General features: G+C 66.9%; 20 protein-coding genes, 2 tRNA genes and 1 pseudogene. 17 read left to right on the top strand and 6 right to left on the bottom strand.

From position 1 onward, the window contains the following. A partial coding sequence (locus WA944_RS06765) for a DUF8185 domain-containing protein (protein ID WP_526646625.1) occupies positions 1-236 on the top strand: 236 nt, incomplete at its 5' end. 36 nt (positions 237-272) lie between these two features. Here the strand turns inward: WA944_RS06765 and WA944_RS06760 are convergent. Continuing rightward, entirely contained in the window at positions 273-686 is a 414-nt protein-coding gene (locus tag WA944_RS06760; RefSeq protein WP_526610940.1) for a globin, read from the bottom strand. A 163-nt stretch (positions 687-849) separates the two neighbouring features. On the opposite strand from WA944_RS06760, the gene WA944_RS06755 reads away from it, so the two are divergent. The 6 genes from WA944_RS06755 to WA944_RS06730 all read left to right on the top strand — a co-directional run bounded on the left by WA944_RS06755 (position 850) and on the right by WA944_RS06730 (position 4,264). Beyond that, the gene (locus WA944_RS06755) at positions 850-1,512 is read left to right on the top strand and encodes an HNH endonuclease signature motif containing protein (protein ID WP_526646623.1); all 663 of its coding nucleotides are present in this window, start codon (positions 850-852) and stop codon (positions 1,510-1,512) included. Between the two features lie 25 nt (positions 1,513-1,537). Next, the gene (gene ctaJ, locus WA944_RS06750; RefSeq protein WP_526610942.1) at positions 1,538-1,771 is read left to right on the top strand and encodes an aa3-type cytochrome oxidase subunit CtaJ; all 234 of its coding nucleotides are present in this window, start codon (positions 1,538-1,540) and stop codon (positions 1,769-1,771) included. Beyond that, positions 1,758-2,234 (top strand): DUF5130 family protein, encoded by a 477-nt coding sequence (locus WA944_RS06745; protein WP_526610944.1) that lies wholly within the window; start codon positions 1,758-1,760, stop codon positions 2,232-2,234. Before ctaJ ends, WA944_RS06745 begins: the two co-directional genes overlap by 14 nt. A gap of 162 nt (positions 2,235-2,396) precedes the next feature. Further along, complete coding sequence (locus WA944_RS06740) at positions 2,397-3,506, top strand: EspA/EspE family type VII secretion system effector (RefSeq protein ID WP_526610951.1); 1,110 nt, start codon at positions 2,397-2,399, stop codon at positions 3,504-3,506. Positions 3,507-3,595: 89 nt separating this feature from the next. Further along, the gene (locus WA944_RS06735) at positions 3,596-3,988 is read left to right on the top strand and encodes a hypothetical protein (protein ID WP_526610946.1); all 393 of its coding nucleotides are present in this window, start codon (positions 3,596-3,598) and stop codon (positions 3,986-3,988) included. 24 nt (positions 3,989-4,012) lie between these two features. Then, complete coding sequence (locus WA944_RS06730) at positions 4,013-4,264, top strand: hypothetical protein (RefSeq protein WP_526610947.1); 252 nt, start codon at positions 4,013-4,015, stop codon at positions 4,262-4,264. 90 nt (positions 4,265-4,354) lie between these two features. Here WA944_RS06730 and pepN read toward each other — a convergent pair whose 3' ends face one another. Continuing rightward, positions 4,355-6,940 (bottom strand): aminopeptidase N, encoded by a 2,586-nt coding sequence (gene pepN / locus WA944_RS06725; RefSeq protein ID WP_526646621.1) that lies wholly within the window; start codon positions 6,938-6,940, stop codon positions 4,355-4,357. Positions 6,941-7,041: 101 nt separating this feature from the next. Here pepN and WA944_RS06720 point away from each other — a divergent pair, with 101 nt between their 5' ends. The 6 genes from WA944_RS06720 to WA944_RS06695 all read left to right on the top strand — a co-directional run bounded on the left by WA944_RS06720 (position 7,042) and on the right by WA944_RS06695 (position 11,986). Next, on the top strand, positions 7,042-7,662 hold the full coding sequence (locus WA944_RS06720) for a mycothiol-dependent nitroreductase Rv2466c family protein (protein WP_526611776.1): 621 nt from the start codon (positions 7,042-7,044) through the stop codon (positions 7,660-7,662). 145 nt (positions 7,663-7,807) lie between these two features. Next, a complete protein-coding gene (locus WA944_RS06715) occupies positions 7,808-9,196 on the top strand; it encodes a purine-cytosine permease family protein (RefSeq protein WP_526611775.1) in 1,389 nt (462 codons plus the stop codon). Next, positions 9,193-9,636, top strand: a complete 444-nt coding sequence (locus tag WA944_RS06710; protein WP_526611774.1) for a nucleoside deaminase — start codon at positions 9,193-9,195, stop codon at positions 9,634-9,636. The genes WA944_RS06715 and WA944_RS06710 overlap by 4 nt, the downstream gene beginning before the upstream one ends. Before the next feature lie 9 nt (positions 9,637-9,645). Then, complete coding sequence (locus WA944_RS06705; RefSeq protein WP_526611773.1) at positions 9,646-10,605, top strand: isopenicillin N synthase family dioxygenase; 960 nt, start codon at positions 9,646-9,648, stop codon at positions 10,603-10,605. A gap of 109 nt (positions 10,606-10,714) precedes the next feature. Beyond that, positions 10,715-11,188: a ribose-5-phosphate isomerase gene (locus WA944_RS06700; RefSeq protein WP_526611772.1), complete on the top strand. Its 474-nt coding sequence runs from the start codon at positions 10,715-10,717 to the stop codon at positions 11,186-11,188. Between the two features lie 3 nt (positions 11,189-11,191). Beyond that, positions 11,192-11,986: an Fpg/Nei family DNA glycosylase gene (locus WA944_RS06695; RefSeq protein WP_526611771.1), complete on the top strand. Its 795-nt coding sequence runs from the start codon at positions 11,192-11,194 to the stop codon at positions 11,984-11,986. A 35-nt stretch (positions 11,987-12,021) separates the two neighbouring features. On the opposite strand, the gene WA944_RS06690 is transcribed toward WA944_RS06695, so the two are convergent. The 4 genes from WA944_RS06690 to WA944_RS06675 all read right to left on the bottom strand — a co-directional run bounded on the left by WA944_RS06690 (position 12,022) and on the right by WA944_RS06675 (position 15,438). Next, a complete protein-coding gene (locus WA944_RS06690) occupies positions 12,022-12,822 on the bottom strand; it encodes a DUF1542 domain-containing protein (RefSeq protein ID WP_526611770.1) in 801 nt (266 codons plus the stop codon). Positions 12,823-13,167: 345 nt separating this feature from the next. Then, complete coding sequence (locus WA944_RS06685; RefSeq protein WP_526611769.1) at positions 13,168-13,479, bottom strand: hypothetical protein; 312 nt, start codon at positions 13,477-13,479, stop codon at positions 13,168-13,170. Positions 13,480-13,524: 45 nt separating this feature from the next. Continuing rightward, on the bottom strand, positions 13,525-14,781 hold the full coding sequence (locus tag WA944_RS06680) for an NRAMP family divalent metal transporter (protein WP_526646619.1): 1,257 nt from the start codon (positions 14,779-14,781) through the stop codon (positions 13,525-13,527). Between the two features lie 586 nt (positions 14,782-15,367). After that, positions 15,368-15,438: transfer RNA gene (locus tag WA944_RS06675), tRNA-Gly, on the bottom strand. A gap of 130 nt (positions 15,439-15,568) precedes the next feature. Between WA944_RS06675 and WA944_RS06670 the strand changes: the two genes are divergently transcribed. The 4 genes and pseudogenes from WA944_RS06670 to clpP form a co-directional block, all read left to right on the top strand. Then, positions 15,569-15,645, top strand: a tRNA-Pro gene (locus tag WA944_RS06670). A gap of 37 nt (positions 15,646-15,682) precedes the next feature. Next, positions 15,683-17,179 carry a trigger factor gene (gene tig / locus WA944_RS06665; RefSeq protein ID WP_526611765.1) on the top strand — a complete coding sequence of 499 codons (1,497 nt, stop codon included), beginning with the start codon at positions 15,683-15,685 and terminating at the stop codon, positions 17,177-17,179. Positions 17,180-17,302: 123 nt separating this feature from the next. Next, positions 17,303-17,887 carry a ClpP family protease gene (locus WA944_RS06660; RefSeq protein WP_526611778.1) on the top strand — a complete coding sequence of 195 codons (585 nt, stop codon included), beginning with the start codon at positions 17,303-17,305 and terminating at the stop codon, positions 17,885-17,887. After that, positions 17,884-18,035: pseudogene (gene clpP, locus WA944_RS06655) on the top strand (ATP-dependent Clp protease proteolytic subunit); the annotation flags it as partial. The gene WA944_RS06660 and the pseudogene clpP, both read left to right, overlap by 4 nt.

Raw genomic sequence — 18,035 nt, 5'->3', positions numbered from 1 at the left:
AGGTCGTCGCCGTCACCGCCGGCGGGGACAGCCTCGGGATCCCGATGCGGTGCGTGTTCGCCCTGACCGCGATGGGCTTTCTGCCGCAGACGCCGGCAGGAGACGACTTCGCCCCGGAGTCGGTCAGTGTCGACGAGGTGGTGCGGGTCCGGGCGATGCCGGCCTGGCTGCGCATCGACGCACGGTTCGGCACCGTCTACCGTCGTCGCGGCGACCCCGCGGTCGTCCTGCGCTGACCCGTCTGTCCCGCCGTTCCGGCGGGGGCGTCGACCTCAGAACGGCGAGTTGACCATCGATTCCGCCGCCATCTCCAGATAGGCGATCAGTTCTTGGCGGTGGGCGTCATCGAGGGTCTCGGAGTCGATCCCGGCGACGGCGGTGTGCATACACCGCAGCCACGCGTCCCGTTCGAGATAGCCGATCCGGAACGGGGCATGCCGCATCCGTAGCCGCGGGTGCCCACGTTGGTCGGAGTAGGTGCGCGGCCCGCCCCAGTACTGCTCGAGAAACATCCGCAACCGCTCCTCGGCGGCCTCGAGGTCCTCCTCCGGGTAGAGCGGCCGCAGGATCTCGTCCTCGCGCACCAGTTCGTAGAACTTCGCCACGATGGCGTGGAAGGTCGCATGGCCACCGACCGCGTCGTAGAACGACTGCTGCTTCTCGACTGGATTCTCCTGCACGCCCATCGTGTCCATTGTGGGCCATCGCCGTCATCGACCCACCTTCGGACGCTGCTCTGTTGTTCCAGAAGGTGGCGGTCACCCGATGTTCACCGACTGACCAGCGAACACGTCGAGAATTGCCGTGCGGTCCGGGGTGATCCATGGTGGACTGTCCGACGGAGGACGTATGGCTCAGCGCAAGAACGGTCGCGGCCACCGGCACCGGTCCGCGGTCGGCTCATCCGGGTCGACATCAAGTACTGGCACGCGCGCGCTGCACAGCGTCGGCCCAGGCCTGGACGCCCACCCCGGCACGCTTCCCGAAGCGTCGATCTGGGGCCGCAGGCGGGTGTTGCTGCTGAATTCGACCTACGAGCCCCTCACGGCGCTGCCGATGCGTCGCGCGGTGATCATGCTGATGTGCGGTAAGGCCGACGTGGTGCACGACGACCCACAGGGTCCGGTGGTCCACTCGGCGACCAGGACCATCGTGGTCCCGTCGGTCATCCGGCTGCGCACCTTCGTCCGGGTTCCTTACCGTGCCCGCGTTCCGATGACCAGGGCGGCACTGATGCATCGCGACAGGTTCCGGTGCGCGTACTGCGGGGCCAAGGCCGACACCGTCGACCACGTCATTCCCCGCAGCCGCGGCGGTGCCCACTCATGGGAGAACTGCGTCGCCGCGTGTTCGGCATGCAACCACCGCAAAGCCGACCGGTTGCTGACCGAGCTGGGGTGGAAGCTGCACACCACTCCGCTGCCTCCGAAGGGACAACCCTGGCGGGTGCTCTCCAGTATCAAGGAGCTCGACCCGGCCTGGGTCAGATACCTGGGTGAGGGCGCGGCCTGACGGGGCGGTGAGTTACGGTTTCGGTGTGAACACGACCGCACTGATTCACGCCAGCTTTGTGCTGGTTCCGCTGGCCTTGACGCTGTTTCTGTCCCTGTTCATCTTCACCAAGAAGGGTCCGCACCCCGCGACCTTCGATATGTCGGAGAAGTGGACGCACGGCCCGATCCTGTGGGCTGCCGAGGAACCGGCCGATCATGGCCACGGTGGCCATGGTGCACATCTGACAGTGGGAGGTGGCGCAAGTGGCAAGTGGTGAGGTTGCGACCGTCGGGTCGAACGAACTGGCCGAGTTGCCCCGCGGGTACGCCGTCACGTCCAGCGGGCGCCTCTCCGGGGTCACCGAGCCGGGCGAACTGTCGGTGCACTACCCGTTTCCGACGAAGGACCTGGTGGTCCTGGACAACGCCCTGAAGTTCGGCTCGCGCGCTGCCCGGGCACGTTTCGCGGTCTATATCGGTGACCTCGGTGCGGACACTGCGGCCACCGCGCGTGAGCTGCTGGCCAAGGTGCCGACACCCGACAACGCGGTGCTGCTCGCCGTGTCACCCGACCAGAAGGCCATCGAGGTCGTCTACGGGTCGCAGGTCAAGGGCCGTGGCATCGAGGAGACCGCGCCGCTCGGAGTCTCCGCTGCTGCGGCGTCCTTCAAAGAGGGCAACCTGATCGACGGGCTGATCAGCGGCGTGCGGGTGCTCTCGGCCGGCGTCTCACCCCACTGACCCTCGCGGCCTTGTGCCGCGAAATAGCGTTCCGGGTCGTGAATCGCCCGGCGACCACGACCGTGGCTTCACTCTGGCGGTGACGTAGTTGGTGCGCGGAGCGGTGCGCCGGCGACCTTAAAATGGACTGCGGGCCGTTGAGGGGAGGTTCGGGCATTGGGCGTGCTGGACGCGTTCATGGCGGTTTGGGCGAAGGCGCGCGCCACCTTCGGGGAGGGCCTCCCGCAGGACGGGTCCGCCTTCGACGAGAGTGCGACGCTGTTGCGGTTGCAGTCGCAGGTCCAGGCAGCCAGGCCCGGAGAACGCTGGCAGGGCCCGGCGTCGGATGCCTACGCCGTCGCCAACGACCAGCACGCGAGTGTTCTCGGAGGAGCGGCGCATCTTGACCGACGTCTGCGCGCTGAGGTCGACAGGTCGGCTGCGATCGTGACCGCGGGGCGGCGGGATCTCGACGCGGTGCGGGACTGGGTGACGAACGCCGCCGCCACGGTGCCCCAGACCCCGCAGGGCGAGCGGATGCTCTACCCGGTGGTCAGCCGAGGCAGCGGTGAGGTCGTCGAGATCCTGCAACGTTCGCACACGGATATGGCCCAGATCGCCGGACGAATCAGTGGCATCGGCTCCGAGTATCAGTCGCTGCGGGGTGATCTCAAGCTCGGGACCGGAGAGGAAGTTGGGCCCGGTGACGGTCCACTCAACGCTGTCGGCGACGAGGACTCGCCGTGGACCTACCCGTTCGATCCGCCGCCGCCACCCGATTCCGCGCCCGGCGGTGGCAGATGGGAGCTTGGCCAGGCGTTCCCGCCAGGCCCTGGTGGGGGGCCGCCGATGGGGCCGACAGCAGTTCCCCAACCGTGGCACCGCAGTATAGATCCGCCTGTGAAGGGAGGTGGCTCGGGCTTGCAGGATGTCGTTTCACCACCGCCCAACGGCGTAGGCGTCAGACCGCCGCTCGTCCTGCAGGAGTCCTATGAGTTCCGGGTGACCGGCGAGGGATTCAGCAATGCTGACGGTCATCTCCGCTGGGTGCAGCGCGACGGCAGCTGGTATCAGGCCCAGTGGATCGACTACGACCTCGAGGCTAACCACCTGCAACAGCTCACCGGCAACGTCTCTGTACCGTTGGGAGACCACAGCTGGGAGCCCATCGACATCAAAGACATTTACCAGCTGCAGGTGGACAACCCTCGTCTCACCCTCTACATCCCGGATCCGTCGGGCAGCGTGCTCGAACTCGACCCGAACCGGCCTGCAGTGTCAGGGTTGAGATGAGTTCTACTGAGCCGCAACGGTCATCCCGGATGCGCTGGACTTGGATCGCGAGTGCCGCCTTTGTCGCGGTGGCAGCAGTAGCGGCAGCCATGTGGTTCGCCGCCGAGCCCGCCTCCCAGGAGAGGACGGCGGATTGTGAAGTCGTCGAAGCTACGGCACGCCAATGGCAGGCAGCAGTATCGAGCTTGGCTCCGGCTCAGGGAGTTACCGGGCCGAGCGACCAGTTCGTCGACGAGCAGTACACGCAGATGGCGGCCATGGTGCAGACAGCGGCAGATTCTGTGACGACCGCCGACATCAAGCAGCACCTGAGCGAATGGGCGACAGCGGCAGATCGGCTCGCGTTGTCCCAACGAGATGTCCCCGGCGACCCCGAGCCGCCGGAAACGCTCGAGGGGATGCTCGAGGTGTTCAATCCGATAAACGACGCCGCCGGCGCCCTCGGCGAACTCTGCCCGAATATGCCATCAGCGCAGCGGTGAGGGTATACCGACGGATCCCCGGTGATGTGTTGTGCGGCGCTCTCCGCGACGACCATGTCGTGCGGCGAGGATTCCGTACCGGCGACCTCGACGGATTGTGATTTCGTCGCCGGGCTTGTCACCGAGTTCCTGGCCATGGACGGGCAGGACCCAGAAGGCGGTCTCGTCACTGCGCGATTCGCCGACAAGGTGCGAGCGGCCGCGCAGTCGGTCTCGGGCCCGCAGGTGCGCGACGCGCTGAACACCTGCCCGGACGCCTGGACCGCCGGGCATTGAGCCGATCGTCAACGCCGATGAGCGTGCGTCCACGCACCGTGCTGACCGGCGGGTGCTGTGCAGACCCGCGCGCTCGCGCGGAGAGCGAACTCAGCCTGCGTCGAATTCCCGTGCCCGCAGCGAACGTTCGACCCCTGCGCGCCCCTCCAGCACCAGCCTGCGCAGTGCCGGCGGCACGTCGGGATCGGCGAGGAACTCGTCGGCGGCGGCCAACGCGTCCTGGCTGATCTCCCAGGACGGATACAACCCGATGACGACGGTCTGCGCGACCTCGCTGGACCGCCGCTCCCACACACCGGAGATGGCCTCGAAGTACTTGGCGCGGAACGGCGCCAGCAGCTCGCCCTGACCGGGTCGCACGAAGCCGCCGATGATCGCTCGCGCGGTGATGTTGGCCAGCGCGTCATCCTCGACCACCTGCTGCCACGCGGACTCCTTGACCGGTGCCTGTGGCCGCGCGGCCGCTACGGCCGCGGCGTGGCGGCGCCCGGCGGCGGTGGGATCGTTCTTGGCCTCGGCATCGATGAACGGGGTCTCGGCGCCGTCGGCATCGAGGTTTCCGCTGGCGGCCAGCGCGGTCACGATGCGCCACCGCAGGTCGGTGTCGAGAACCAGACCCTCCATGTTCACCGCTGCGGGTTCGTTGTCCAACAGCGTCGACAACACGGCGACATGGTTCGGGGAGAGCACCGACGTGCACAGCGCATTGACGAACGCCAACTGGTGATCCGAACCGGGAGCCGACTCGCGCGCCAGGTCCAGCAGCGCATCACCGAAGGCAGGCCAGCCATTCGCGGCCGCCCAGCCCGGGTCGGCATAGGAACTCAGCGCCGTCTGCGCCTGCAGGATGAGGCGCTGTGCCACTCCCACCTCGGACTCGGCATGCAAACCGCTCATCACGAGCGCGACGAAGTCACGGGCGCGCAACTCCGCGTCGCGGGTCATCTCCCAGGCCGCCGACCACGCCAGGGTCCGGGGGAGAGGCTCGGCGATGTCAGCGATGCGGGTCAGCACCGTCTGCAACGACTCGGGATCCAGCCGCAGTGAACAGTAGGTCAGGTCATCATCGTTGACGAGAACCAGCTTTCCCCGCGGAACACCTTGCAGTGCGGGTACTTCGGTGGTCTCACCCTCGACGTCGAGCTCCTCGCGGTGAACCCGCACCAACTTGCCGGTCTCGTCCTGGTCGTAGATGCCGACCGCCAGCCGGTGAACCCGGGTCTCGCCCGCACCTGGTTTGGCCCCGCCCTGGTCGATCGCGAACCGGATGAACCGGCCGCCATCATCGACGTCGAAATCCGGACGCACGGTGTTGAGCCCGGTGGTCTTGAGCCACTGCCGGCCCCAGCCCGACAGGTCACGGCCGGACGACTTCTCCAGCGCCCCCAGCAGATCGCCGAACGTCGCGTTGCCGAACGCGTGGTCGCGGAAGTAGTCCCGCAGGCCGGCGAGAAACGCCTCCAGGCCGACGTAGGCGACCAGCTGCTTGAGCACGCTCGCGCCCTTGGCGTAGGTGATGCCGTCGAAATTCACCTCGACGGCGTGCAGGTCGGGGATGTCTGCGGCCACCGGATGGGTGGACGGCAGCTGATCTTGGCGGTAGGCCCAGGATTTCTCGACGTTGGCGAACGTCGTCCACGCCTGGGTGTATTCGGTGGCCTCGGCCTGGCACAGCACCGAGGCGAACGTCGCGAACGATTCGTTGAGCCACAGATCGTCCCACCACTGCATGGTCACCAGATCGCCGAACCACATATGGGCCATCTCGTGCAGGACCGTTTCGGCCCGCCGTTCGTACGACGCCCGCGTCACCTTCGACCGGAAGACATAGTCCTCGAGGAACGTCACCGCTCCGGCGTTCTCCATCGCGCCTGCGTTGAACTCCGGGACGAACAACTGGTCGTACTTGCCGAACGCATACGGCGTGCCGAAGTTGTCGTGGTAGAAGGCGAATCCCTGCTTGGTCTCGGTGAACAGCCGGTCTTCGTCCATGTACTCGGCCAGGGACTTGCGGCAGAAGATACCGAGCGGGATCTCACCGTGGGCATCGGAGTACACGTCATCCCAGCGGGCGTACGGCCCGGCGATCAGCGCAACCAGATAGCTGCTCATCCGCGGTGTCGCCGCGAAGGTGTGCTCCTTGGCCCCGCTGGATTGCCGGGCGCTGACGGTCGCGCCGTTCGAGATGACCTCCCAGTGCTCCGGAGCAGTCACGGTGACGTTGAAGACAGCCTTGAGGTCGGGCTGGTCGAAGCAGGCGAACATCCGCTTGGCGTCGGCGGTTTCGAATTGCGAGTACAGGTAGACCTCGTCGTCGACGGGGTCGACGAACCGGTGCAGCCCCTCGCCGGTGTTCGAGTAGCGGCAGTCCGCATCGATCACCAGGACGTTGTGCTCGGCCAGCCCGGTCAGCAGGACGCCGGTCGACTCGTCGTAACCCGACACGTCGAGGTCGGCGCCGTTGAGCGTGGCGTTGCGGATCTGCTCCGCGGCGAGGTCGATATAGGTGTCCGCGCCGGCGAGTGCGTCGAACGTGACGGTTGTCAGCGAACGGAAGGTGCGCTCGCCGGGCTTGCCGTCGCCGTCGGTGAGATCCAGCGCGATGTGATAGCTGCCCACGGTGATGAGGGCGGCGCGCTCGGCTGCCTGGTCGCGGGTCAGATTAGGAAGGGCCACGCTCGTCAACACTAGCCTGACCACGGGAAGACATGTTGGGTGTCAGTGGTTGTGCCGTGGGGACGTCTGTCACAGCTTCGTCATCGAGGAGAGGACCACATATGTCAGACAAGGCTCGCGCGGATTTCTGGTTCGACCCGCTGTGCCCGTGGTGTTGGATCACCTCGCGCTGGATCCTCGAGGTGGAGAAGGTCCGCAACATCGACGTCCGGTTCCACGTGATGAGCCTGGCGGTGCTCAACGAGGGCAGGGATCTGCCCGAGGAGTACCAGGAGATGATGAAGACGGCGTGGGGACCGGTGCGCGTGGCGATCGCCGCGGAAAGGGCCGAAGGCGCCGACGTGCTCGGTCCGCTCTACACAGCGATGGGGACCCGGATCCACGACAAGGGCTATCGGGACTTCGACAGTGATTTCAGCCAGGTGATCAAGGAGTCGCTCGAGGAGGTGGGACTGCCCGCCGAGTTGGCGGACGCCGCGACCAGCGACGGCTACGACGAGGCGCTGAGGGAAAGTCACCACGCCGGAATGGACCCGGTCGGCGAGGACGTCGGCACGCCGACGATCCACGTCAACGGCGTCGCGTTCTTCGGCCCGGTGTTGTCGCGTATCCCGCGCGGCGAGGACGCGGGCAAGCTGTGGGACGCCTCGGTGATCTTCGCCTCGTATCCGCATTTCTGGGAGCTCAAGCGCACCCGTACCGAGCAGCCGGTCTTCGAGTGAGTCAGGCGGGCTGACCTCACCCACGCACTCGGCGAGGAAGACGTGCTCGACAGCGTGGCCTGCCGGCAACGACCGTCGCCGCGCAATTGTTTCCGCCGTGTTGACTCGAGTTGCGCAGCGCCCCTGCGGGGGTGACGGTATTGCGATGACTGTCGCTGACCGCACCGAGGGCACCTACCGCGACCGCATCGTCGCAGTGGAGCCCGGCGGCAACGAGTACATCGACGAAGCCGACCGCCACGGTGGTCCGCGGCAACTGTTCTGGACCTGGACGTCGCCCAATCTCGAGTTCGCGACGATATTCGTCGGAATGCTCGCGGTGCTCGCGTTCGGCATGACGTTCTGGCAGGCGGTCCTCGGCATCGTCATCGGAACCGGGCTCGGCGCGGTCGCGCACTACTTCCTGTCCGCGCGTGGCCCGTTGCACGGCGTGCCCCAAATGGTGCTGGGCCGACTGCCTTTCGGATTCAAGGGCAACGCCGTCCCGGCGGTGCTGATGTCAGTCACCGCCGGCGTGGGCTGGTTCGCCACCAACAGCGTCAGCGGTGCGTTCGCGCTGTCCACCCTGTTCGGGTTCGGTCCGCTGGTAGGCCTGGTCGTCATTGTGGTGGCACAGACCGCGCTGGCGTTCTTCGGGCACAACCTGGTGCAGGCGTTCGAGCGGTACTCCTTCCCGGTGCTGGCCGTCGCCTTCGTCGCGGCGTCGGTGGCGATCTTCGCCCATGCCGATATCGGTAACACCGCGCCCAGCGCCGGGGGTGTCGGCGGGATGGGCGGCTTCCTGCTCACCGTCGGTACGTCGTTCGGGTACGCGGCCGGCTGGACCCCGTACGCTGCGGACTTCACCCGATATCTGCCTGCCACCGTGTCCCCGGCACGCACCGGGTTCTTCGCCGCCGCAGGCCTGTTCACCGCGTGCGTGGTGCTCGAGGTGGTGGGTGCGGCGTCGGTGACGACCGGGGAGGCGACGCTGGCGGACCCGACCGGGTCGTTCACCGCAGAGCTGGCCTCGCCGCTGGCGAAGGCGACACTGCTGGCGATCGCCGTCGGTGCGGTCGCCGCCAACGCGATCAACGTCTACTCCGGCGCGATGGCTTTTGTCACCATAGGGATCAAGCTGCCCGCCCACGTCGCGCGGGCTGTGGTGACGGCATTCTTCGGGGTGGCCGGTTTCCTGGTGGCGTGGTGGGCACTGCCCGATGCCGCCCACAGCTACGAGGCGTTCCTGCTGATCATCGCCTACTGGGTGGGGCCGTGGCTGGGCGTGGTGTTCGCCGACCAGTACCTGCGGCGTGGCCGACCGGTCGCCCACCTGCTCTACGACCGCTCCTACACCAACTGGGGAGGGCTGGCCGCGTTCGTGATCGGCCTGGTGGTGTCGGTGGGGCTGTTCGCCAACCAGGAGTTGCTCGTCGGCGCCCTCGCTGCCGCGGTGCCCGAACTCGGGGATGTGACGTTCTTCGTCGGATTCCTGCTCGCCGGGACGGCATACTTGCTTCTGTGCCGCTCCAAGATCACCGCCGAGAAGGTATGAGTTCTCCGCTCGAGATGCTCGACGTCGCCGTAGAGGAGGCGCGAAAAGGATTGTCCGAAGGCGGTATCCCGATCGGAGCCGCGTTGTTCTCGACCGAGGGGAGAGTGCTCGGCCGCGGCCACAACCGCCGCGTGCAACTCGACGACCCGTCCATCCACGCCGAGACCGACGCGTTCCGCAACGCCGGCCGGCAACGCGGCTACCGTTCGACGGTGATGGTCACCACGCTCTCACCCTGCTGGTACTGCAGCGGACTGGTCCGGCAGTTCAACATCGGCGCTGTGGTGATCGGGGAGAGCCGGACCTTCACCGGCGGCCACGATTGGTTGGCCGAGAACGGGGTGTCGGTCACCCTGCTCGACGACGATCGTTGCGCGACGCTGATGCAGGAGTTCATCGCGGCCAACCCGGAACTGTGGGCGGAGGACATCGGTGAGTGAGGAAGAGCAGTGAACGCCATTGCAACCGTTGATCTTTCACGTTGGCACGACGGCGGCCCCCGCGGTGACGAGATCGCCGCCGACGTCGACGCAGGTCTGCAGCGAGCGGGCTTCATCCTGGTCCGCGGTCACGGTGTGGACCCGGCGCTGACGCACGCTGTTCGGGCCGCGGCCCGTGAGTTCTTCGCCCAGCCCCACCACGTCAAGGCCGGCTACTCGGTTGCGGTGGGTGGACACGGCTGGTTGGCCCCCGGTGCGGAGGCCAACGCCTACGCCGAGGGCACGGAGACCCCACCGGATCTCAAGGAGAGTTTCAGCCTCGGTGCCGAGACCGCGACCGGGGACGTCGACGTCGACCGGATCTGGTTCGCCCCCAACGTCTGGCCGGCCGAGGTGCCCTCACTCGAGAGGCTGGTGACCGAATACACCGCCCAGATGCGGCGCGTCGCCGACGAACTGCTGGCGTTGTTCGCGCACGCGCTCGGCCTGCCCGCGAATCCGTTCGCGGCGATGGCGAGCACCCCGACGTGGACGATGAACATCAACCACTACCCACCCGTCAGCGTGGTGGGTGAGCCGGAACCCGGCCAGTTCCGCATAGGACCGCACACCGACTTCGGGACGGTCACCATCCTGGACCGCGAGCCCGGCGCCGGCGGGCTGCAGGTGTACTCCGAGGAGGCGGGCTGGGAGGACGCGCCGTACGACCCCGATGCCCTGACAGTGAACATCGGCGATCTCCTGGAGTACTGGAGCGGACGGCGCTGGCCTTCGGGCCGGCACCGGGTGCTGCCGCCGCAACCGCATGCCCCCGAAGAGGACCTGGTGTCGCTCATCTATTTCTACGAGGCCAACCACGACGCGGTCGTCACCCCGCTGGAGCCACCCGTCGGCAAGGTGTCCGCCTTGCCTCCCGTCACGTCGGCGGCGTTCATCAATGAGCGTCTCGACGCGATCACCGTGGGCTGAAACGCCGCTGTCGCGCGCGGTGAGTGCGACGAGAACACACATGCCTGGCGGCGTGTCGCTGCGCAAACGCGCGCGCTCGCGGAGCAGGGGGAAAATGTAGGGTGTCCGCATGCGCGTCTACCTCGGGGCCGACCACGCCGGATACGAGCTCAAGCAGGCCATCATCGAGCACCTGACCCAGTCGGGGCACGAGCCGGTCGACTGCGGCGCCTTCGACTACGACGCCGACGACGACTATCCGGCGTTCTGTATCGCGGCCGCACAGCAGACGGTGGCTGACCCCGGCAGCTTGGGCATCGTGCTCGGTGGCTCCGGCAACGGCGAGCAGATCGCGGCCAACAAGGTGCCGGGTGCACGCTGTGCGCTGGCCTGGAGCACCAAGACGGCATCGCTGGCCCGTGAGCACAACAACGCCCAGCTGATCGGAATCGGCGGCCGCATGCACACCACCGAGGAGGCGCTTGCGATCGTCGACGCCTTTCTGACCACCAAGTGGTCGCAGGCCCCGCGCCACCAACGGCGCATCGACATCCTCGACGAGTACGAAACCACCCACGTCGCGCCCCCGGTGCCCGGCGCCTAACCCATGCCCGAGGGGCACACGCTGCACCGGCTGGCCCGGCAGCATCAGCGTCGGTTCGGACGTGCGCCGGTGGTGGTCTCGAGCCCGCAGGGGCGATTCGAAAGCGGCGCCGCCATGGTGAGCGGGCGCGTGCTGAAGAAGGCCACCGCCTGGGGCAAGCATCTGTTCCACCACTACGAGGGCGGTCGGGTGGTGCATGTGCACCTCGGGCTGTACGGGACGTTCACCGAGAAACCCGTGCCGTTGCCGTTGCCAATCGGGCAGGTGCGCATGCGGATGCTGGGCGCCGAGTACGGCACCGACCTACGGGGGCCGACGGTGTGCGAGGTGATCGAGGAGCCCGAGGTCGCCGACGTGGTCGCCAAGCTGGGTCCCGACCCGTTGCGTGCCGACGCCGACCCGGAGTTGGCGTGGCGACGAATCAGCAAGTCCCGCAGGCCCATCGGCGCGCTCCTGATGGACCAGGCAGTGATGGCCGGGGTAGGCAATGTGTACCGCAGCGAACTGCTCTACCGGCACCGGATCGACCCGCTGCGCCCCGGCGCGACGATCACCGCCGACGAATTCGACGCGATGTGGACCGACCTCGTGGCGCTGATGAAAGTCGGTGTGCGCAGAGGGAAGATCATCGTGGTGCTACCCGAACATGACCGCGGCGCACCGTCATACCGGCAGGGCCGGCCGCGAACATACGTCTACCGTCGCGCCCTCGATCCGTGCCGGGTGTGTGGAACGGGCGTCCGGACCGCGGTGTTGGAGGGGCGAAACCTGTTCTGGTGCCCCGGCTGTCAGAGCTGACGCAGGGCTAGAAACCGCCGGCTAGAAACCGCCGGCTAGAAACCGCCGAAGTCGCCGCCGAAATCGCCGCCGAAATCGCTGCCGCCCCAGTCGCCTCCGCCGGTGTCCCAACCGCCACCGGTGTCGCCGCCTCCGTCGAAGCCGCCACCGTCCTCGCCGGCGGCAAGGCCGTCGCCGTAGCCGTCCCCGTAACCGTTCTCGAACGCCTGGGCGTCGTAGCCGACGCCGCCCATCCCGGAGAACAACGCACTGAACAGGAGCACCGAGCCCATGCCCCAGGCGCCCGCGACCAGCGCGGGCTTCCACCACGGCTCGGAGTACCACCCTGCCGGTACCGGCCGGCCCGCGACCCGGCCGCCCGGGTAGTAGTTGGGGGTGCGTTCCGTGGGAGCCGGCGACGCCTCGATCTCGCGTCCCTCGAACTGCACGCGCCGGTCCTCGGTGACCGTTCCGGCCGTGCGCTGGCCCGAAAGCGACTCCAGCTCGGGGCCGGGGTCCATGTCCATCGCGATGCGCGCTGCCCGGACGTAGTACAACCCTTCCATCGCGCTCTCCTTGGCCAGTTCGGCCTGCCGACCGGTGGTGGCCTGGTCGATTTGGGAGGACGCCGCGGTGTAGCGCTCGGAGGCGTCGGCGAGGGCCTGCTTGGAGGCGTTGTCGGTGCCGGAGAGGGCGTACACCTGACCGCCCAGACGTTCGATGACACGGCGGGCGTCGGCCTTCGCATCGGCCAGTGATGCCGCTCTGCGCTTCTTCGAGGCGTTGGCGGTGGTGTACACGCCGGCCCCGATTGCCGCGACGACCAGCAGGATCAGAACGAGCAGTGCGCCTTCCATGGCTCACAGCGTACCGACAGGTCGGACCTCGCCCCGCTGATCGGGGAGCGGCACCGTCGCCGGGGAGGCCAGGATCGTCTCTGCCGAGGATGTTGTCGTTGCTGGAATCGGTCACAGTAATTGTCAGGAGTGTCAAGAGTGGCTAGACTCGCGGTGCAGTTCAAACCGTGAGCGCAGAACCCCGGAGATCTCTCATGACCTATGCCGTCGAACTTATCACCTTGCTGCTGGGATTCTCCGTGTTCTTGGCGATGGACGAGAAGACCTACTGAACCGCAAAGTGCAGAAATAGTTATGCTCTCGTGATTTGCTGAATCTGCACACAGGCGTGATTTCCGGCTGCTGTCACAGTCGGTGCATCTCCCTGGCCATCGCTGCGTGCTCGAAGTAGTCCGGCCGGCGTTGCGCCACCCGTCGCCGACGAGCCCGTCGTTCTGTGCGGCTCGCCCACCAGGTGTGCAGCCCGCCGATCCGGCGATTGCCCACCGCCGAGCCGGTCGCGGCGCTGCCGAGCAGCACTTCGGTGACACTGATGAACACCGGCTCGGCGGGGGCTGCCGCGGTCTCGGGCGGGCAAGCGGGCCTGGACAGGGTTTCGGTGTATTCGTTCATGTCCACCAGCGTCTTGCACACCGCCTGCGATGGCTTGGAGTTCACATGGAGATCGTGTGGAGATACGGGATCTCGCCAGGGTGGGTCGGCTCAGCTCCACAGCTCCGCAAGGCCGCTCAGTGACATCCACCCGAGATACAGCGTCAGCAGCCACACGGCGAGGGCCACCAGCTTGAGCCACATCGGGTACTGGTAGCCGTGCATCAGGTCGCGGCGCATCCAGGCCACCCACATCACCACGGTGAACCCGATGGGAAGGATCAGGCCGTTGAAGGCTCCCGCGAAGACCAGCAGCGTCACCGGTGCGGTTCCGAGGACCACGAACAACACGGCGCTGATCGCGATGAAGCCCACCGTCAGGATGTTCTGGCGGCGGCGGGTGGTTTTCGTCGTGGTGAGGAAGGACACCGACGTGTAGGCGGCGCCGATCACCGAGGTGATCGAGGCGGCCCACAGGATGACGCCGAAGAACACCCCGCCTGCGGTGCCGAGCGCGGCTTCGAACGCCGACGCGGTGGGGTTGTCGTCGGCGAGGAGGGCGCCGCCGGCTGTCACCCCGAGGATCGCGAGGAACAGCAGCGTGCGCATGACGCCGGTGACGATGATTCCGTACAGCGACGTCCGGGTGATCCGGCCGACGTTGTCCGGGCCGGTCACGCCGGTGTCGAGGAGGCGGTGTGCGCCGGCGTAGGTGATGTAGCCGCCGACCGTGCCGCCGACGATCGTCGTGATCGCGAGGAAGTTGACCGACTCCGGCAGGACCGCGTTGCGCAGCGCCTCGCCGAGAGGTGGCCGCGACACGACGGCGGTGTAGGCGGTCATGAGGATCATCCCGGCGCCGAGCACGACCACGATCCGGTCGAGCCCCACGCCGGCCCGCTTGCTCAGGAACACCCCGATGGCGATGAGCGCCGAGAGCGCTCCTCCGACGCGCGGATCGAGGCCGAACATCGCGTCTGTGCCGAGGCCGGCGCCGCTGGTGTTGCCGATGTTGAACACCAGCCCGCCTACCACCACCAGTGCGGCGAGCGCGTAGCCGACACCGGGCAGCACCTTGTTGCCCAGTTCGTGGGCCCGGATCCCGGATACCCCGATGACCCGCCACACGTTCAACTGGACGGCGAAATCGATGATGATCGAGGCGACGATCGCGAACGCGAAGGCCGCGCCGAGCCTGACGGTGAAGTCGGTGGTCTGGGTGATGAATCCGGGGCCGACCGCACTGGTGGCCATCAGGAACATCGCGCCCAGGAGCGCGGTTCTGGTCGCCTTGGCGGACTTCTGACCCGCACGCTCGTCGTCGGAGACGGCCACGGGGTCCGGTGCGGAGTGTTCGGGCGTTGCCATGTCGCTTCCCTTGGTCCGAACCGGCATTTTCAAGTTTGGAGATACTGGCCTCGTCGAGGACCCCGTCGTCCGGCCGCCGATTACCCGACCAGCGCGTCGTCGAATCCTCGGATTTCGCCGCAGTCACTCGGGAACCGCGGCGAACCGTCAATTCGGTGACAGTGGATTGGGCAGGGCGTAGATTTGGGTCAGATCAGGGGTCGGGCAAATGTCCCGGGGAGGCCTGCACAAGTGGGCAAGATTCGTCGAATCGCAATCGCAGCCGTGGCGTGTTTCGCGCCGGCCGCGTTCGTGACGGTGGTTGTTCCAGCCGTGGCGCAGGGCGCTGAATGCGGTGCAGGAACGGTGTACGACCCGCCCACCGACACGTGCGTGGCAGCACCGGTTCCACCACCGCCGCCCCCGCCGCCGCCGTGGAACGGCGACCCGACGCCGGGCTTCTCTATCGGCATCTGCGCGCCGATCCCATTCGTGGCTTTGTGCACCGGGATCTGAGCTGCCGAAGGACTCCCGATGATGACGGCGAAGACGCCCGCTGATGAGTGACGCAGGGCGCTGCGACCCGCCAGCGAGGACGGTTGCTGAGAGCGGGCGACGGGAATCGAACCCGCGTAGCTAGTTTGGAAGACTAGGGCTCTACCATTGAGCTACGCCCGCATGTGCTGCACATAGAGGACAGTACCGGCAGACTGTACCGGCCCCGCCCAACTCAAATCCAATTGAAGGCTTTGTCTGGTCAGGCCGTAGTATCGCCGGTGGTCCGGCGCTGCGCGACGCCAGCGACGACCGGGGTGTAGCGCAGCTTGGTAGCGCATCCGCTTTGGGAGCGGAAGGCCGCAGGTTCAAATCCTGTCACCCCGACCAGCACCACCACCCGAACGGCAATAGAGGAGTACGAAACGTGAAGAGCACCGTCGAGAAGTTGAGCCCGACCCGGGTTCGCATCAACGTGGAGGTGCCCTTCACCGAGCTCGAACCCGAGATCGACAAGGCGTTCAAGCAGCTGGCCAAGCAGATCCGGCTGCCCGGTTTCCGGCCCGGCAAGGCGCCGCGCAAGCTGCTGGAAGCCCGCGTCGGCCGCGGCGCGGTGATCGAGCAGGTCGTCAACGACGCGCTGCCCGGGCGCTACAGCGAGGCGGTGACGTCGTCGTCGCTGCAGCCCATCGGCCAGCCCGAGATCGAGATCACCAAGCTCGAGGACAACGAGGAGCTGGTGTTCACCGCAGAGGTGGACGTCCGCCCCGAGATCGACCTGCCCGACCTGGACACGTTGAAGATCACCGTGGACCCGATCAGCGTCACCGACGAGGACGTCGCCACCGAGCTGGAGAACCTGCAGAAGCGGTTCGGCACCCTGACCGGTGTCGAGCGCGCTGCCGAGGACGGCGACTTCGTGTCGATCGACCTGTCGGCGACGGTCGACGGTGAGGACGTCCCCGAAGCCGCCACCGAGGGGTTGTCCCACGAGGTCGGCTCCGGTCAGCTGATCGACGGCCTGGACGAGGCCATCATCGGCCTCAAGGAGGGCGAGAGCCGCGACTTCACCACCACCCTCGTCGCCGGTGAGCACGCCGGCCAGGAGGCGCAGGTGAGCGTCACCGTCAAGTCGATCAAGGTGCGGGAGCTGCCCGAGCTCGACGACGAATTCGCGCAGTTGGCAAGCGAGTTCGACACCATGGAGGAACTGCGCGGCGACCTCAGCGAGCAGGTCACCCGGAGCAAGCGAGTGCAGCAGGCCGAGCAGATTCGCGACAAGGCCATCGAGGAGCTGCTCGAGCAGGTCGAGGTGCCGCTGCCGGAGAAGGTGGTGCAGGCCCAGGTCGACGACACCCTGCACAACGCCATCCACGGGCTGGACCACGATGAGGCGAAGTTCGAGGAGTCGCTCAAGGAGCAGGGCAGCAGCCGCGAAGAGTTCGACGCCGACAACCGCACCAACGCGGAGAAGGCCATCAAGACCCAGCTGCTGATGGACGCCATTGCCGACAAGCTCGACATCCAGGTCGGCCAGAACGATCTGACCGAGCGCCTTGTGTTGATGTCTCGCCAGTACGGCGTCGAGCCCCAGCAGCTGCTGCAGATGCTGCAGCAGAACAACCAGCTGCCGGCGATGTTCGCCGACGTCCGCCGTGGCCTGACAGTCGCCGCGGTGGTGCACGGTGCCACCGTCACCGACACCGACGGCACCGAGATCGACACCACCGAGTTCTTCGGTCCCTCCGGCGAGCAGGCTGCCACCGCGAGCGGTGAGGACGTTGAGGCGGCGGACGATGTTGAGGAAGACGACGTTGTGGAAAACAGCGTTGAGGAAATCACTGTGGAAACCAGTGATGACGCGGGCAGTGCCGAGGACGCCGACACTGCCGAGGACGCCCCCGAGGCCGACGACTCGAAGTGACGCTCTGAGCGAACGGGCACCGACTGGGGACTCCCCAGCGGCGCGCGTTGGTTAGTGTCATCCGTAAGACCGGTTACCGCGTAGCAAGTACGTAAAGAAAGCAGGTATTCAGTCGTGACTGACATGCGTGGCGCCTCATCGGGCCTGAACCTTGTCGACTCGGTGTACGAGCGGTTGCTGTCCGAGCGGATCATCTTCCTCGGCTCGCAGGTGGACGACGACATCGCCAATCGGCTGTGCGCGCAGATCCTCCTGTTGTCGGCCGAGGATTCGACCAAGGACATCCACCTCTACATCAACTCTCCCGGCGGCTCGATCAGCGCCGGCATGGCGATCTACGACACGATGGTGCTCGCGCCGTGTGATGTGGCGACCTATGCGATGGGCATGGCCGCCTCGATGGGCGAGTTCCTGCTGGCCGCAGGCACCAAGGGCAAGCGGTATGCCCTGCCGCACGCCCGCATCCTGATGCACCAGCCCCTGGGTGGTATCACCGGCGGCGCGGCCGACATCGCGATCCAGGCCGAGCAGTTCGCGCTGATCAAGAAGGAGATGTTCCGCCTCAACGCGGAGTTCACCGGCCAGACCATGGAGCGCATCGAGGCCGATTCCGATCGCGACCGCTGGTTCACCGCTCAGGAAGCCCTCGAGTACGGCTTCGTCGACCACATCATCACCCACGCCAATTTCAACGGGAGTGCCTCATGACCCAGCCCCACGGCGGTGCCGTGAACCAGCCCCAGGCGCGCTACATCCTTCCGTCGTTCATCGAGCACTCCAGCTTCGGGGTCAAGGAGTCGAACCCGTACAACAAGCTGTTCGAGGAGCGCATCATCTTCCTCGGCGTGCAGGTCGA

Source organism: Mycobacterium sp., from assembly GCF_049683355.1.
Classification (GTDB): domain Bacteria; phylum Actinomycetota; class Actinomycetes; order Mycobacteriales; family Mycobacteriaceae; genus Mycobacterium.
Note: the sequence above shows the minus strand (reverse complement) of the source record. Positions and strands in the feature narration are given on the sequence as shown.

Excerpts from the sequence above, each read along its gene's own strand:
- WA944_RS06760 (WP_526610940.1), bottom strand. The coding sequence starts at position 686 with ATGGGCGTGCAGGAGAATCCAGTCGAGAAGCAGCAGTCGTTCTACGAC.
- WA944_RS06755 (WP_526646623.1), top strand. The coding sequence starts at position 850 with ATGGCTCAGCGCAAGAACGGTCGCGGCCACCGGCACCGGTCCGCGGTC.
- WA944_RS06735 (WP_526610946.1), top strand. The coding sequence starts at position 3,596 with ATGTGGTTCGCCGCCGAGCCCGCCTCCCAGGAGAGGACGGCGGATTGT.
- WA944_RS06730 (WP_526610947.1), top strand. The coding sequence starts at position 4,013 with ATGTGTTGTGCGGCGCTCTCCGCGACGACCATGTCGTGCGGCGAGGAT.
- WA944_RS06720 (WP_526611776.1), top strand. The coding sequence starts at position 7,042 with ATGTCAGACAAGGCTCGCGCGGATTTCTGGTTCGACCCGCTGTGCCCG.
- WA944_RS06715 (WP_526611775.1), top strand. The coding sequence starts at position 7,808 with ATGACTGTCGCTGACCGCACCGAGGGCACCTACCGCGACCGCATCGTC.
- WA944_RS06710 (WP_526611774.1), top strand. The coding sequence starts at position 9,193 with ATGAGTTCTCCGCTCGAGATGCTCGACGTCGCCGTAGAGGAGGCGCGA.
- WA944_RS06700 (WP_526611772.1), top strand. The coding sequence starts at position 10,715 with ATGCGCGTCTACCTCGGGGCCGACCACGCCGGATACGAGCTCAAGCAG.
- WA944_RS06695 (WP_526611771.1), top strand. The coding sequence starts at position 11,192 with ATGCCCGAGGGGCACACGCTGCACCGGCTGGCCCGGCAGCATCAGCGT.
- WA944_RS06690 (WP_526611770.1), bottom strand. The coding sequence starts at position 12,822 with ATGGAAGGCGCACTGCTCGTTCTGATCCTGCTGGTCGTCGCGGCAATC.
- WA944_RS06680 (WP_526646619.1), bottom strand. The coding sequence starts at position 14,781 with ATGGCAACGCCCGAACACTCCGCACCGGACCCCGTGGCCGTCTCCGAC.
- WA944_RS06660 (WP_526611778.1), top strand. The coding sequence starts at position 17,303 with ATGCGTGGCGCCTCATCGGGCCTGAACCTTGTCGACTCGGTGTACGAG.